The 13,968-nt window shown below is 73.4% G+C and carries 18 protein-coding genes; 10 read left to right on the forward strand and 8 right to left on the reverse strand.

The features are described 5' to 3' along the window. Positions 1 to 79: 79 nt before the first annotated feature. Complete coding sequence (locus LIX60_RS14450) at positions 80 to 505, forward strand: ankyrin repeat domain-containing protein (protein WP_227958769.1); 426 nt, start codon at positions 80 to 82, stop codon at positions 503 to 505. Between the two features lie 30 nt (positions 506 to 535). On the opposite strand, the gene LIX60_RS14455 is transcribed toward LIX60_RS14450, so the two are convergent. Continuing rightward, positions 536 to 1,012: a MarR family winged helix-turn-helix transcriptional regulator gene (locus LIX60_RS14455; RefSeq protein WP_227958770.1), complete on the reverse strand. Its 477-nt coding sequence runs from the start codon at positions 1,010 to 1,012 to the stop codon at positions 536 to 538. A 66-nt stretch (positions 1,013 to 1,078) separates the two neighbouring features. Between LIX60_RS14455 and LIX60_RS14460 the strand changes: the two genes are divergently transcribed. Both LIX60_RS14460 and LIX60_RS14465 read left to right on the forward strand, forming a co-directional pair. Beyond that, a complete protein-coding gene (locus LIX60_RS14460; RefSeq protein WP_227958771.1) occupies positions 1,079 to 1,753 on the forward strand; it encodes a class I SAM-dependent methyltransferase in 675 nt (224 codons plus the stop codon). Further along, positions 1,750 to 2,175, forward strand: coding sequence for a spore germination protein GerW family protein (locus LIX60_RS14465; protein ID WP_227958772.1), 426 nt, complete (start codon positions 1,750 to 1,752; stop codon positions 2,173 to 2,175). The genes LIX60_RS14460 and LIX60_RS14465 overlap by 4 nt, the downstream gene beginning before the upstream one ends. A gap of 33 nt (positions 2,176 to 2,208) precedes the next feature. Here the strand turns inward: LIX60_RS14465 and LIX60_RS14470 are convergent, their stop codons facing one another. Next, positions 2,209 to 3,210 (reverse strand): DMT family transporter, encoded by a 1,002-nt coding sequence (locus LIX60_RS14470; RefSeq protein ID WP_227958773.1) that lies wholly within the window; start codon positions 3,208 to 3,210, stop codon positions 2,209 to 2,211. 124 nt (positions 3,211 to 3,334) lie between these two features. On the opposite strand from LIX60_RS14470, the gene LIX60_RS14475 reads away from it, so the two are divergent. Beyond that, complete coding sequence (locus LIX60_RS14475; protein WP_227958774.1) at positions 3,335 to 4,273, forward strand: LysR family transcriptional regulator; 939 nt, start codon at positions 3,335 to 3,337, stop codon at positions 4,271 to 4,273. 217 nt (positions 4,274 to 4,490) lie between these two features. Here the strand turns inward: LIX60_RS14475 and LIX60_RS14480 are convergent, their stop codons facing one another. Then, positions 4,491 to 4,931 carry an ATP-binding protein gene (locus LIX60_RS14480; protein WP_374117978.1) on the reverse strand — a complete coding sequence of 147 codons (441 nt, stop codon included), beginning with the start codon at positions 4,929 to 4,931 and terminating at the stop codon, positions 4,491 to 4,493. Positions 4,932 to 5,208: 277 nt separating this feature from the next. Between LIX60_RS14480 and LIX60_RS14485 the strand changes: the two genes are divergently transcribed. The 3 genes from LIX60_RS14485 to LIX60_RS14495 all read left to right on the forward strand — a co-directional run bounded on the left by LIX60_RS14485 (position 5,209) and on the right by LIX60_RS14495 (position 7,450). Further along, a complete protein-coding gene (locus LIX60_RS14485) occupies positions 5,209 to 6,123 on the forward strand; it encodes a helix-turn-helix transcriptional regulator (RefSeq protein ID WP_227958776.1) in 915 nt (304 codons plus the stop codon). Then, positions 6,086 to 6,217 carry a DUF397 domain-containing protein gene (locus LIX60_RS14490; RefSeq protein WP_227962773.1) on the forward strand — a complete coding sequence of 44 codons (132 nt, stop codon included), beginning with the start codon at positions 6,086 to 6,088 and terminating at the stop codon, positions 6,215 to 6,217. The genes LIX60_RS14485 and LIX60_RS14490 overlap by 38 nt, the downstream gene beginning before the upstream one ends. Positions 6,218 to 6,487: 270 nt before the next feature. Then, positions 6,488 to 7,450: a hypothetical protein gene (locus LIX60_RS14495; protein ID WP_227958777.1), complete on the forward strand. Its 963-nt coding sequence runs from the start codon at positions 6,488 to 6,490 to the stop codon at positions 7,448 to 7,450. Positions 7,451 to 7,530: 80 nt separating this feature from the next. Here LIX60_RS14495 and LIX60_RS14500 read toward each other — a convergent pair whose 3' ends face one another. From LIX60_RS14500 to LIX60_RS14510, 3 genes are all read right to left on the reverse strand, one after another. Then, positions 7,531 to 7,872: a hypothetical protein gene (locus LIX60_RS14500; protein WP_265585435.1), complete on the reverse strand. Its 342-nt coding sequence runs from the start codon at positions 7,870 to 7,872 to the stop codon at positions 7,531 to 7,533. A 35-nt stretch (positions 7,873 to 7,907) separates the two neighbouring features. Beyond that, positions 7,908 to 8,165, reverse strand: coding sequence for a hypothetical protein (locus LIX60_RS14505; protein WP_227958779.1), 258 nt, complete (start codon positions 8,163 to 8,165; stop codon positions 7,908 to 7,910). A gap of 194 nt (positions 8,166 to 8,359) precedes the next feature. Beyond that, positions 8,360 to 9,382, reverse strand: coding sequence for an aldo/keto reductase (locus LIX60_RS14510; protein ID WP_227958780.1), 1,023 nt, complete (start codon positions 9,380 to 9,382; stop codon positions 8,360 to 8,362). Between the two features lie 230 nt (positions 9,383 to 9,612). Between LIX60_RS14510 and LIX60_RS14515 the strand changes: the two genes are divergently transcribed. Continuing rightward, positions 9,613 to 10,488 carry a helix-turn-helix transcriptional regulator gene (locus LIX60_RS14515; protein WP_227958781.1) on the forward strand — a complete coding sequence of 292 codons (876 nt, stop codon included), beginning with the start codon at positions 9,613 to 9,615 and terminating at the stop codon, positions 10,486 to 10,488. 56 nt (positions 10,489 to 10,544) lie between these two features. Here the strand turns inward: LIX60_RS14515 and LIX60_RS14520 are convergent, their stop codons facing one another. Further along, complete coding sequence (locus LIX60_RS14520; protein ID WP_227958782.1) at positions 10,545 to 11,639, reverse strand: YafY family protein; 1,095 nt, start codon at positions 11,637 to 11,639, stop codon at positions 10,545 to 10,547. A gap of 228 nt (positions 11,640 to 11,867) precedes the next feature. Here LIX60_RS14520 and LIX60_RS14525 point away from each other — a divergent pair, with 228 nt between their 5' ends. Next, positions 11,868 to 12,293 carry a VOC family protein gene (locus tag LIX60_RS14525; RefSeq protein WP_227958783.1) on the forward strand — a complete coding sequence of 142 codons (426 nt, stop codon included), beginning with the start codon at positions 11,868 to 11,870 and terminating at the stop codon, positions 12,291 to 12,293. A gap of 169 nt (positions 12,294 to 12,462) precedes the next feature. After that, positions 12,463 to 13,587: a winged helix DNA-binding domain-containing protein gene (locus LIX60_RS14530; RefSeq protein ID WP_227958784.1), complete on the forward strand. Its 1,125-nt coding sequence runs from the start codon at positions 12,463 to 12,465 to the stop codon at positions 13,585 to 13,587. A 74-nt stretch (positions 13,588 to 13,661) separates the two neighbouring features. Here the strand turns inward: LIX60_RS14530 and LIX60_RS14535 are convergent, their stop codons facing one another. Further along, positions 13,662 to 13,958: an MTH1187 family thiamine-binding protein gene (locus LIX60_RS14535; RefSeq protein ID WP_227958786.1), complete on the reverse strand. Its 297-nt coding sequence runs from the start codon at positions 13,956 to 13,958 to the stop codon at positions 13,662 to 13,664. Positions 13,959 to 13,968 lie beyond the last annotated feature (10 nt).

Here is a 13,968-nt window from a genome sequence, read left to right on the forward strand (position 1 = left end):
TGGCGGCCGTGCCGGGGGTGGTCATGCAGCGGGAAAAGCTTGTGCCCGGCCCCGGACCCCGCGGCTAACCTCGGCCCTCATGAACCAGCGGCAGCGGAAGAAGCTCTCCCGGCGTCTCTTCGGAGCCATTCTCGTGGGTGATGCCGCTCAGGCGAAGGCGGTTCTGCGCGCCGGAGCCGATCCTGAGCGGAGGGACGGCGACGGCGTCACCCCTCTTTACGCGGCATCCGTGCAGGGTGCCGCGGACATCGTCCGCCTGCTCCTGGCGGCCGGAGCCTCCCCCGGCACCGAGAGCCGCGGACCCGGCTCGGAGGGCACGCCGTTGTGCGCGGCCGCCTGCTGGGGGCACGCCAAGACGGTGCGGGAGCTGTTGGCGTACGGCGCGGATCCGAACCAGCGCGAGGATCACGGCACCGGCCTTTCCCCGTTGGCATGGGCTGACGCAGGCCCCCACCCGGAGACGGCCGGTCTCCTCATCGCGGCGGGTGCAACCCGGTCTCGGTAATGCGCACGCACGGCAGTATGCGCGCGCCCGTCACTCCCGGCGGCGTGCCGCGTCCGTGGCGCGCAGGCGGGCGATGACCGTCTCCAAGCCGTCCTGGATGGCCGACAGTTGTGGCGCCGGTAGGTCACCGAAGAGGTGTGCGGCCAGTTCGTCGCGGCCGGCTTGCAGGCCGGCGGTCAGGGTGCGGCCCGGTTCGGTGAGGGTGACCAGGGTGGCGCGGCGGTCGTCCGGGTGGGGCTCGCGGGCGACCAGGCCGTCGGTCTGGAGGGCGTCCAGCAGGCCGGTGACGTTGCGCGGGGTGACCCGCAGGTGCGCGGCCAGGGCCCGTTGCGTCATCGGGCCGTGGTGGAGGAGCGCCCACAGCAGCCCGGCCCGGGCCCGGGTCAGTCCGCGTTCGGCGACCCCGCGCTCCATCAGTGCGCCGAGCACTTCGGCGAGTTCGAAGAGCCGGTTCAGCGAGGCGCTGGCGGAAGTGGTCTCCCCGGGCCTATCGTGAAGTGGCTTCACTATGTAGCACCTCCACGCTCCATCGTAGCCCCGAGACACTGCCGCCGAGCAGGACGGTGACCCACCATGACCCCACAGACCGCCGCGCGGGCCAAACGCCGCCCGGTGTTCGCCCGCGTCTACGCGAAGTACGCGGGGCCCGCCCTGGACCGGGCCGGCATCACGGAATACCGCAGACGCCTGCTGTCCGGCCTCACCGGCGAGGTCGTCGAGATCGGCGCGGGCAACGGGCTGAACTTCGCCCACTACCCGCCCGGGGTGCGGCGGGTAGTGGCCGTCGAACCCGAGCCGCGCCTGCGGTCCCTGGCCGAGCAGAGCGCCCGCACGGCACCGGTCCCGGTGGACGTCGTCGGTGCCGTCGCCGAGCAACTGCCGTACCCCGACGGCTCGTTCGACGCGGCCGTCGCCTGCCTCACCCTGTGCTCGGTGGCCGACCCGCATGCCGCCCTCGCCGAGCTCCACCGTGTCCTGCGGCCCGGCGGGCAGCTCCGCTTCTTCGAACACGTACGCGCCGATACGCCCGCGATGCGCCGTGTCCAGCGGGCCCTGGACGCCACCCTCTGGCCCCTGCTGGCCGGCGGCTGCCATACCGGACGCGACACCGGGGCGGCCGTCGTCGCCGCCGGGTTCACGGTCACCTCGATGGAGAAGTTCCCCTTCCCCGAGAGCGGCTTCCCCTCCCCCGCGAGCACCCACATCCTCGGCACCGCGGAACGCCCCCGCCCGGGCGGCGCGTCATGACCGGCCCCGGGAACGAGACGTCACCGGCCCGGCTGCCGGACGCGGACGCTTCGGCCGCCCATGCCTCCATCACTCTGCTGGAACGCCTGGCCGACAAGCTCGGCGGCCGCGCCACGGTCACCGCCGTGTACGGGGAGCCCATCACCGCCGACGGCGTCACCGTCATCCCGGTGGCCAAGGTCGCCTTCGGCTTCGGCGGCGGCGCCGGGCGCGAGGCGGGCGCCGCGAAGAACGGCGACGGGGGAGGCGGCGGAGGCGGGGTCGAGGCCAGACCCCTGGGGTACATCGAGATCCGCGACGGCACCGCCACGTACAAGCCCATCCGCGACCCGTGGTCGGATGTCGTCCTTCCCCTCGCCGCCCTCGCCGTCGGAGGCGCCCTGCCGAAGATCTTCCGCTCGCTGCGCCGCCGGCGGGGGTGAGGGCGCCGCACAGTGTCCGCCGGGAGCGTTACGTCAACGCACCGTCTTCGGAGATACGTTCGCCGCCGCGTTCTCCACGGCTCCCTTGTCCGCGCGGTGTTCTCCGGCCGCGGCACGGGAAGCCGCCGGGGCCGTGCGTTCGTCCTGCCGCTCCCCCTGCCGCCGCGTCATCCCCACCCCGGCCAGGACCACCACCATGCCGATGACCACCCGCGGGCCGACGTCCTCGTTCAGGAAGAGCGCGCCCAGCAGCACGGAGACCACCGGCAGCAGATAGCCGACCACGGCCGCGTTGGTGGCGCCCTCCTCAGCGATCACGCGGTAGGTGAGATGGAAGGTGATCCCGGTGGTGAAGACGCCGAGGATCACGACCGCGATCAGCGTCGTCGTGCCCAACTCCGGTGGGCCCAGGCCCCCGGCGGGCAGGGCGAACGCGGCCAGGCCGGTCGCGGCGGTGAGCTGGGCGGCGGAGAGCGAAAGGGTGGGGATGCCCCTGCCGACGAGGGTGCGGCCCATGTAGGTGAAGGCGACGGCGTAGCTCGCCGCGGCGGCGACGATGGCGAGGGCGCCCCAGCCGACAGGACCGCCGTCCTGCCACGGGGCGAAGATGACGGCGGTGCCCGCGAAGCCGAGCAGCAGCCCGGCCAGGCGTACGGGGCGCGAACCGCGTTCCGTGCCCAGGACGAGGCCGAGGGCCAGGGACCAGAGCGGGGTGGTCGCGTTGAGGACGCCGGCCAGGCCGGAGCCGACGGTCTGCTGGCCCAGGCTGAACAGCGCGAACGGCAGGGCGTTGCAGAAGAACGCGGCGATGACGATGTGCCGCCAGACGGTACGTCCCCGCGGCAGCCGCCGGCCCGTCGCGCAGCCGGCGACGACGAGCACGAGTGCGCCCAGCGTGCAGCGGGCGAGGGTGACCTGAAGGGGCGACAGCCCGCGCAGCGCCAGCTCCGTCCACAGGAACGTCGATCCCCACAGCAGGGCGAGCACGGCCACCCGCACCCCACCGCCCACCAGGCTCCGCGTGCCGCTGTTCACAGCGTTTCCTCCATCGGTTCCCCCGCCCCCGGTCGGCCGGTCCGTCCGCCGGTGCTTCGACGGTGACCCACTCAAGCTTTCAGGACAAGCGAAAGTTTCTGCACAGACCGTTAAGCTGAGCTGCATGCTCGACGTCAGGCGACTCCAGGTCCTCCGCGCGGTCGTCACCAGCGGCACGGTGACCGCTGCCGCCGCGCACCTCGGCTACACCCCGTCCGCCGTCAGCCAGCAGGTGTCGGCGCTGGAGAAGCAGGCGGGTACGGCGCTGCTGGAGCGGGTCGGCCGGGGCGTACGGCCCACGGCGGCGGGCCTGCTGCTCACCGAGCACGCCGCGCTCATCAGTGCGGCCGTCGCCCGGGCCGAGACGGCCCTGGCCGACCTGCGCGCCGGGCGCACCGGCCGGCTGTCGGTGCGCTACTTCGCCACGGCGGGCTCCACCCTGGTGGCGCCCGCGCTGGCCCGGCTCCGCGAGGATCATCCTGGTGTCCGGATCGACCTCCGACTTGCCGACCCCGGGGACCCGTACCGGGAGGTCGCGCAGGGTCGGGCGGATGTGTCCGTGGTCGTTCGGGCCTCAGGCCACCGAGCCGACGACGGCGGCAGCGTCCGTGTGGTGCACCTCCTGGACGACCCGTACGCCGCCGTCCTGCCCGCCGGACACCCGCTCGCCGGGCAGGAGGTGCTGGACCTGCACGAGCTGGCCGGGGAGCAGTGGGTCGGCAGCGAGCCGCCGGGGCCCTGCCTCGAACCGGTGCTCGACTCCTGCGCGGCGGCGGGTTTCAGCCCCGATTTCGTGATCCAGAGCGAGGACTACGCGACCGCGCAGGGCTTCGTGGCGGCCGGTCTCGGCGTCGGCCTGATGCCGGGACTGGCGCTGCGCACCCCGCACCCCGGCGTCGTCGTACGGCGCGTCCGCAACCCGGAACCGGTCAGGGTCATCTCGGCGGCGGCCCGGAAGACCTCCCTGGAGCAGCCCGCCCTGCTCGCGCTCCTCGACGCCCTCCGGAACGCGGCCACCGCGGCCGGCCCGCCCGGCCCGCCCGACGCCCACGCGCCGGACTGACCGGGGTCCACGCCGCCAAAGGGCGATGACGGCGCCGGGCAGTCGTCGCGCCCCGCTCCCCTCCGCGGACGCCGGACGTCGGTGTCGTCACCGCGCCCCGCCCCGGGCGCCTGATCTCTGCCCCGCGTGCCCTGTGGAGGCGGGCGCGTGGGGAACCCCATGCGCGAGCTCGACACCGCTCTCCGCGTCCGAGGGCGATGGGGCAGAACGGCATGGATCACGTGCCCATCAAGCCAGTCGAGGCGTCCGTCGACACCTCCGCCCAGACCGTCTTGCCCACCAGGTGACGGGGCGCGCAGCCCCAGCGCACCGCCAGGACGTCCACCAGCAGCAGCCCGCAGCCCGACTCGCCCTCGGGACACGACGGGGGCGGGGCGGCGGGCGGCCGCTTCCCGGAGGCCGCGTCCGCGACCTCGATCCGGACCAGGCCCGCCGCGCCGTCCAGGCCGAGCCGGAGGCCGAAGTCCCGTCCCGGTACGCGGCCGTGCCGCACGGCGTTGGCGGCGAGTTCCCCGACGACGAGCGCGACCGCACAGGACACGTCCGACTCCGGCGGGTACCCCCAGTCCTCCATGCGCCGCACCGCGAGGCGCCGGGCGAGCCGCGCGCCTCGGGGGGACGAGGCGAACCGCGCCAAGAACTGCGGTGCGGATGCCAGGCGTTGGCCGGTCTCGCCGTCGGGCGCGACGGCCTCCGCCACCGGGGATCCGGTGCCCCGACGAGGTTCTTCACCCGAGATGGTCGTTCCTGTCAGCACAGTGTTTCCGTCCTTACCCGTTGAGCCGTCGCACGTCTCGCGGTGTAGGCGATGTGTCACGTTCCGTGCTCAAGCGTCGCCGGTCGGCCCTAGGCTCGGAAGACGGCTCAGCCTTATCTTGTGGTTCGTAAGGAACGGAAGTAACGCCTTGGCCAACGGAATTGACCCCAGTACGTCCATGGCGGCGCTGTTCGGTGCACGGGTGCGCAGACTCCGCACGGCGGCCGGTCTGACCCAGGCGGAACTCGGCCGGAGAACGCACGTGGTGAGCACCCGCATCACGCAGATCGAACGGGCTTCCGGGGCGAAACCAACGCTGGAGCTGGCACGGGCGCTCGATGCGGTCCTCGGCGCGGACCACCTGCTGGTGGACCTGTGGCCGTACGTGTACCGGGAGGCGTTCCCGGACTGGTCGCGGAAGTTCATGGCGCACGCGGAGCGGGCGGTGACCATCCAGCAGTACGCAGCACACGTGGTGCCCGGTCTCTTGCAGACCGAGGACTACGCACGGGCTGTTCTCGGCTTGGACGCGCTGCTCGACAGTGATGAGCGGTTGGAGGAGCGGGTCACAGCCCGAATGGGACGACAGGAACGACTGCGGCTGCCGGACCGACCGGAGCTGTGGGCGATTCTCGACGAGGCGGTATTGAGACGTCCCATCGGCGGCAGTGTCGTGATGCGGGAACAGTTGGAACGGTTGCTCGATGCGGCGGAACAACGCCACATCACCGTGCAGGTACTGCCGTTCGACCAGGGCGGGCACCCGGCGATGGGGGGATCGCTGACGGTCCTGACCCTCCCGGACGGCTCGGAGATGGCGTACACCGAGGGCTCGGATTACGGCCAACTCATCGAGGAAACAACCGAGGTCGACCGCTACAGGGTCATTTACGATCGGCTGCGGGCGGCAGCCCTGCCCCCACTCATGTCCCTCGACATGATCCGATCCGTGATGGAGGGCAACCACCGTGGAGCGAAAGTCCCGTCCCGATCTGAACGGCGCCGACTGGCGCAAGAGCAGCTACAGCAATCAGGCCGGGGGCGACTGCGTGGAGGTGGCCGACGGCTTCCCCGGCCTCGTCCCCGTCCGTGACAGCAAGACCCCACATGGCCCCGCCTTGGCCTTCGAGGCCCGCTCCTGGACGGCGTTCATAGGCGAGTTGAAGGCCGGACGGCACCAGGTCTGAGCCGGCCGGGCCCCGGTCGGGAGCCGTCTCCCGGGTCCGCCGGTTCCTCGTCCACCAGGTCCCGGCGGGCCGCTGACCTCCCAAAGAACCGGGAACAGAACTACCCGCCTACCCACCCTCCCGGCCCCGTGTCACCCGTCCGGGTGACCGGCTTGCCGGGGCGGGATTTGGGCCGTTACGTTCACCGGGACAACCACAAACAGACGGCCCCCGGCCGGGACGGCAATCCCGATCGAGGGCCTGACCGATCAGGAAGAAAGCCCCTTCCCGATGGCTGACCCGCAGTCTAACGCGCGCCTGCGCGCCGACGCCGGAGCTCCGACCTCCGGCGTGATCCACCTCCGCACCCGCCTCATGGCCGACTTCACCGTGATCTCCAACGCCCTCGCCCAGCGGCGCGGCAGCGCGGTCACGATCGGCGTCGCGGCGTACATCCTCTCCCTGCCCGACGGCTCCCCCGTGAGCATCGCCGCGCTCTGCGAGCACTTCACAGAGGGGGAGATCCTGATCTCCCGGGCGCTCAAGGAGCTTGAGCGGGCAGGGTACTTGGAACGCCGCCGCGAGCGGCTGCCCTCGGGGCGGATCCGCACCCGGACGTACTTCCGCGACGTCCCGGGCTCCGGACCCGATCCGGACGGACCCCCTCCTAGGTCGCCGGGGCCGCACCGGACCGGGCCCCGGAAGCGGTCCGTCCCGGCGGCGGCCGCACCCGTACCAGCGCCCGCGCCCGCTCCCCCGCCCGCGCGGATGGCGGCGGAGAGGCCGACCCCACTCGCCGACGCCGCACCGCAGCCGACCACCAGCCCGGAGCCTGCGGCTCGGCCCCAGGAACCCGCCGACCTGCAAGCAGTCACCGACCCCCGAGCCCTCGCCGTACTCGCCGCCCTCCGCCGGGCGGATCCACGTCTGGTCCTCTCCGCACAGGAGGCCGCGCGCCTCGCACCGGCGGTCGCCCAGTGGCTCGCTGCGGGCGTCGAAGCACCGCAGATCACCGAGCTGCTGACCACCGGGCTCCCGGACCGCTTCCACGCCCGCCCGGCGGGCATCCTCGCCTTCCGACTGCGCGAAACACCCCTCCCCGCCCCACCTCCACCCCCACCGGCGCACCCCGTGAACCACCCGGCCGTCCTGCCCTTCCAGACCTGCGACGGCTGCGAACGCGCCTTCCGCGCCCAACGCCCCGGACGCTGCCGGGACTGCCGCTCCGCGGGCGGTCTCCGAGCCGCCGGTTGAGCCGGCGGCCGGGGAACACCACCCGATCAGGCAGGGTGCGCGGTCCTGTATCGCCCAACGACGCTCCCCGTTGCACGAGTTCAAGGGCTGAGGTCCAGGGTGCGGACCGGTTGTTCCTTCCACAGGTGCGGTGTCGTGGTGGCGATCAGCGCGCCGTCCGGCCGGTCCGGGCCGGGCTGGGCGGCGTGGAACGTGTGCGCGCCGGACCATGTGGTCTCGCGGGCCACCGCCAGCGCGGCGGGCAGGTCCAGGTCGACGATCACGATGCCGGGCAGGGCCGCGATGTGCTCCGCGGTGCCCGGCCGGCCGCGATCCGCCTCGACCAGGGCGCACACGGTGGCGTACAGGAACCAGCCCGGCTCTGCGTGCGAACGGTGGATCAGCCGGGACGCCAGCACGTTGCCCCGCCCGGCCGCCACCATCGCGCTCTCGTCGAGCACCACGTGCACGTCACGCGTCACGGGGCACCCGCCTCAGCCATGCGGCGGTCCAACTCGCTGTCCAGCGCCGTCTGCTCACGCTCGCTGGGGTCGTAGCCGTTCCACTCGCGCAGCACCGTCCGTGCCTTCTCCGCCCGCTCGGCCCGCTCGGCCGGAGTGAGCAGCGTCTCCGCCAGCCGGGCCAGGTAGGCGCGCAGGGACATGCCCTCTCCAGCCGCTATCTCGGCGAGCCGGTCACGCGCCTCGGCGGGGATACGGACGTTGGCGTCGGACATGGTGCGACTCCCTTTCGACAGCTCTACCGGGGTACGGGTACGCACCCGTACCCCTCTGGAAACTGTAGCCCACCCGAACCCGGGCAGGCCGCCCGATGGTCCGGGCCGCTGCTCGGCACGGCGCGGCAGCGTCCCGGACAGCCGGTGCTCCTGCCGCCTGCGGTGCTGCCGTCGGGAGCGGCTGTCAAGACGCTTCAGGCGGCGCCGCGTTCGCCGGCGGGCCGGCGGCGGAGGCCCGGCTGCTGGAGGGCCGGCGGCACGTAGGCCTGGTCGAGCGGGCCTACGTCGGTGCCCGGCGGGACGATCTCGTCGATCCGGTCGAGGAGGTCGTCGGTGAGCGTCACGTCGATGCCGGCGAGCAGGTCGTCGAGATGGTTCATGGTGCGCGGTCCGACGAGCGCGCTCGTCACACCGGGGTGGGCGATGGCGAAGGCCATGGCGAGGTGGGTGAGCGGCACGCCCGCCTCCTCGGCGAGCGAAGTGAAACGCTCCACGGCATCGACACGGCGCTCGTCCGTCATGTGCCGGAAGAGGCCGGCGCGGCGGAGTTCGTTCGGCCCGCCCTTGCGGACGCGCCCCGTGAGCAGGCCCTGTCCGAGCGGGCCCCACACCAGCGTCCCCACGCCGTGGCGCTGGGCGACCGGCAGCACCTCGCGTTCGATACCGCGGTCGAGCAGCGAGTACGGCGGTTGCTCCGTGTGGAAGCGCGCCAGCCCGCGCCGCTCGGCGACCCACTGGGCGTCCAGGATGTCGGACGCCGGCATCGTGGACGTCCCGATCGCCCGGACCTTTCCGCTGCGGATCAGGTCGGTGAGCGCGGAGAGCGTCTCCTCGATGTCCGTGGTGGGGTCCGGCCGCTGGATCTGGTAGAGGTCGATGTGGTCGGTCCGCAGACGGCGCAGCGAGTTCTCGACCGCGGTCATGATCCAGCGCCGTGAGGCCCCCTGGTGATTGGGGTCGTCCCCCATCGGCCGGCTCACCTTGGTGGCGAGGACGACGCCGTCCCGCCGGCCCTGCAGCGCCTTGCCGACGACCTCCTCCGAGTCGCCGTAGGCGTCGGCGGTGTCGATGAGGTTGATACCCGCGTCCAACGCCCTGTGGATGATGCGGGCCGAGTCGCCGGGGTCGGGGTTGCCGAAGGACGTGGCGAACATCAGCGCGCCGAGCCCGTAAGGGCTGACCTTGATTCCGGTTCGCCCGAGTGTGCGGTACTGCATGCGGAACAGTCCTTTGTTCGCTGGGAAATTCGCTGGGAAGTGCGCTGGGAAGGAGGGTGCACGGCAGCGTCGGCAGACCTCGCGGAGGCGGACGAACTGCCGTGCGGACGGCACCGGTCCGCCGCGCCGGGCTCCAGCGTGCGGCGGTGCGGGCGGCGGCGGGAGAGACGTCCTTGTCCGGGGACGGGCGGTCCCTGGCTGCGCCCGGCGGGCCGGGGCACAGTGGGGGCGTGGACCGAACCGAACTGGCCGACTTCCTGCGCCACTGCCGTGCCCGGCTCGCCCCTGCCGACGTGGGCCTGCCGCGGGGCGCGCGGCGCCGCACGCCGGGGCTGCGCCGCGAGGAGGTGGCGCAGCTGGCGGGTATGTCCACCGATCACTACACGCGGCTGGAGCAGGCCAGGGGCTCACGCCCGTCCCGCCAGATGCTCGCCGCCGTCGCCCGCGCGCTGCGGCTGACCGGCGACGAACGCGACCACCTCTTCCACCTCGCCGGCGAGGAGCCCTCGCGCCACCGGCCGGTCACGGAGCATGTCCGCCCCGGCCTGCTGCTCGTCCTCGACCGGCTGACGGACACGCCCGCCCAGGTGGTGAGCGACCGCGGCGACGTCCTCGCGCAGAACGCGATGGCCAGGGCGCTCCACGGAGACGTCTCCGCCCGCCCGGCAGCAGAACGCAACATCGTCTGGCGCTACTTCACCGACCCCACCGCGCGGGAGCTCTTCCCGGTTGAGGACCGCGACCGTGCCGGCCGCGCGGCGGTGGCGGACCTGCGCGCCACCCTGGCCCGCCGCCCGGACGACGCCCGGCTGGCCGGGCTCGTACGCCGGCTCCGGGCCCGCAGCGAGGAGTTCTCGGCGCTGTGGGACGCCCACCACGTCGCCGTGCGCCGCACAGACGTCAAGCGCTTCGTGCACCCGGTCGTCGGCTTGCTGGAGCTGGACTGCGAGGTCCTGCTGAGTCCGGAGCACGACCAACGGCTGATCGTCTACACCGCCCGTCCGGGCAGCAGGTCCCACGAGAGGCTCGAACTGCTGCGCGTGGTCGGCCTCCAGGACCTCGACCGGGGCTCCGTGGCGGGCGGGGGCAGCGGCCTGCCCGCCTAGGTTCGCGGCGGGCAGCGCGGATCACCAGTCGGCCCGGCACGGCGCCCGGCTCAGCGCTAGGCGGCGGCGCAGCGCCGGGCCAGGCGCGCGAAGGCGTCGGTGAGTTCCGCGGGGCCCACGACCTCGAAGTCGGCGTCGAACCCGGCGACGGCGGCGGCTAGAGCCGGCCAGGACCAGGAGCCCAGGACCAGCCGGCAGCGGTGCGGCCCCAGATCCTCGACCGTTCCGTCGTGGACGTACGGGGCCGCCTCGGCGGCGGGCAGGTCCAGGATCACCTCGCCTCGGCAGGGCCAGCCATGGCCGCCGGGGCTGCCGGAGCTGCCGGAGCTGCCGGAGCTGTCGGAGCTGTTGGAGCTCGCGTGGTCGCCGGGGCCGGCTGGGGTCTCCGAGCCCCGGAACCTGGCGGTGACGAAGGCGGCCACGTCGCCGCCGGGCAGTTCGCGCGGGGTGAAGCGGGGGCCGGTGGGGGTGCGCGGGGTGATGCGGTCGGCGCGGAAGGTGCGCCAGTCCTCGCGGTCGAGGTCCCAGGCGACGAGGTACCAGCGCCCGCCCCAGGTGATCAGATGGTGGGGCTCGGCCCGGCGCGGTGGGGGCGCGCCGGTGCTGCCGCCGGGGGCCGGCGCGGACGGGGAAGCGGACACGGACGCGGACACCGGCCCAGGCGCGGAGGTGTAGTCGAAGCGCAGTGTCTCGTGCGCGCGGACGGCGGCGCTGAGCGTCATCAGCACGTCACCGCCGGCCCGCGGGGCCGGCCTACCGGCCGACGGCTCGACGGCGGTGAGGTGGAGGGTGTCGACGCGGTGGCGCAGCCGCGCGGGCATGACCTGCCGGACGGTGGTCAGCGCGCGGGCCGCGGCCTCCCCGATACGGGCACCGCCGGTGGTGGCGGTCTTCAGCGCGATGCCCAGGGCGACGGCCTGCTCGTCGTCGAACAGCAGCGGTGGCAGTCGCGTGCCGGCGCCGAGCCGGTATCCGCCGTCGGGACCCTTGGCGGCCTCGACGGGGTAGCCGAGTTCGCGCAGGCGGTCGACGTCGCGGCGCACGGTGCGCGGACTGACGTCCAGCCGTTCGGCCAGCAACGCCCCCGGCCAGTCACGGCGCGTCTGGAGCAGGGAGAGCAACGACAGCAGCCGCGCGGAAGTCTTCTGCATGTTCCCCATGCTGCCCCGGAAAGAGGACACATCCTGTCCGCTACTGCTGCGACGGTGGTCCTCGAACCGACCGGGCCGCCGGGCCCGCGGACCCGACCGCCACCGGTGGTCCGTGCGGGCTTCGGCTCTCAGGCGACGGGCCCGGTCCCGGTGGACCGGCGCGTTCAACGGCCCTTGCGGCCGGGCGCGTCAGCCATCTTGTGTTGTTCCGAGGCGAGGGAGCCCATCATGTCCGTCAACGCAGTGACCCATCTGAACTTCCGGGGCGATGCCCGCACCGCCCTGGCCTTCTACCAGTCCGTCTTCGACGGGCAGTTGACCGTGGTCACCTACAAGGACGCCGGCGACGTCCAGGACCCGGCGGAGGCGGATCAGGTGACGTGGGGCCAGGTCACCGCCGACAACGGGTTCCGGGTGATGGCCTACGACGTTCCCTCCAGCGAGGCGTGGGACCAGGGCGAGAACGCGTTCTTCCTCTCGCTGCGCGGCGATACGGCCGACGAGGTCACCGCCTACTGGGACGGGCTCAGCGAGGGCGCGACCGTCCTGCAGCCGCTGGGCCCCGCACAGTGGGCGCCGCTCTACGGCATGCTCAGGGACCGCTTCGGCGTCACCTGGGTCGTCGACGTCGCCGTCGCCTACCCCGCGGGCTGACCGGCCCCGGCCCGGGCGGGCGGACACCCGCCGCCTCCCGGGCAACGCCCGGCCACCGGCTCGCCGGAGACCGGCGACACGCCGCAGGAAAGCCGCACCCGGCTCCCCGGGTACCACCACACACCACACGGGGACCGCCGGGGCAGACCCCGGGAAGAAGGCAGACCGTATGACCGTTCTGGACGACAGGGCCCTGGGCCGCGCGACACTCGCCCGGCAACTGCTGCTCGAACGGGCCGACTTGCCGGCCGAAGACGCCATCACACATCTCGGCGGCCTACAGGCCCAGGAACCCCAGGAACCGTTCACCGGCCTCTGGTCACGGCTGCGCGCCTTCGCGCCGTCGCACCTGTCCGGCCTGCTGACCGGACGGCGCGTGGTGCGGACCCACCTCATGCGCCGCACCGTGCACCTGCTCACCGCCGGCGACGCCCTGGACTGGCGCTCCCGCCACGAGAGCATGCTCCGCCAGCGGGTCCTCGGCGTCTACCGCGGCGAACTCGCCGGGGTCGATCTCGATGAACTCGCCGCAGCGGGCCGGGCGGTGATGGCCGACGCCGAGCCCCGGACCATGAGCGAGCTGCTGCGGGCCGTCGAGGAGCGGTGGCCGGTGGCGGGGCAGTGGCCGGCCGCGGGGCGGCAGCGGCGCGCACTGGGCGAAATGCTGATCCCGGCCCTGGTGCCCGCCGCGCAGATCCCGCCGCGCGGGCTGTGGCGCACCAGAGCCGGTGTGCGCCACGTCCTGCTGTCCGCCTGGCTCGGCCGCGAGATCACCCCGCCCGCCCGGCACGGCACCGACCCCGTCGGCCAGGCCCTCGTACGGCGCTACCTGGCCGCGTACGGGCCCGCCACCTCGGCCGATGTGCGCGCCTGGTGCGGCCTCGCCGGGCTGCCCGCGGCGATCGCCGCGATCCGCGAAGAGCTGGTCACCTTTCGCGACGAGCGCGGCCGGGAACTCCTCGACCTGCCCCACGCCCCCCGCCCCGATCCCGGCACCCCCGCCCCGGTCCGGTTCCTGCCCGCCTTCGACAACGCCGTCCTCGGCTACCAGTACCGGGGCAGGATCATCGACGACGCCCACCGTGGCCTGTCGGTCGCCGGCGAGCGCGTCGTCCTGGCCGACGGCCGGGTCTGCGCGACCTGGACCACCGACCGGGACGCCACCGTCACCATCACCCCGCTGCGCCGCCTCTCCCGCACGGAACGCTCCGGCGTCGCCGAAGAGGGCCGGGCACTGGCCTTGTTCCTCTCCGACCAGGACAGCGACAGCGTGGAGATCACCGAGACTCCCTGATCCGCCGGGTGGGCGCGGGTTCCCGGAAACGAGACGGCCCGCCGGGGTCCGTCCCGGCTGGCCGCGCGAGTGCGTCAGTCCTCGGCGAGCAGGCGTTCCACCGTCTCGACCTTGGTGGTGAGGCCGTTCGTGACGCCCTCGCGGATGTCGGCCTTGAGGACGAGGCTGACGCGGCCCGCGCGGGCCTCGACCGCCCGGACGGCGCGCTTCACCACGTCCATCACTTCATCCCACTCACCTTCGATGCTGGTGAACATCGCGTCGGTGCGGTTCGGCAGGCCGCTCTCCCGTACGACGCGTACGGCCTCGGCCACGTCTTCGCCGACGTCCTCGCCGGATCCGATCGGCGTCACGGAGAACGCGACGATCATCCTTGGTCAC

The sequence above is a fragment of the Streptomyces sp. S07_1.15 genome (assembly GCF_020739505.1).
Taxonomy (GTDB): Bacteria; Actinomycetota; Actinomycetes; order Streptomycetales; family Streptomycetaceae; genus Streptomyces; species Streptomyces xinghaiensis.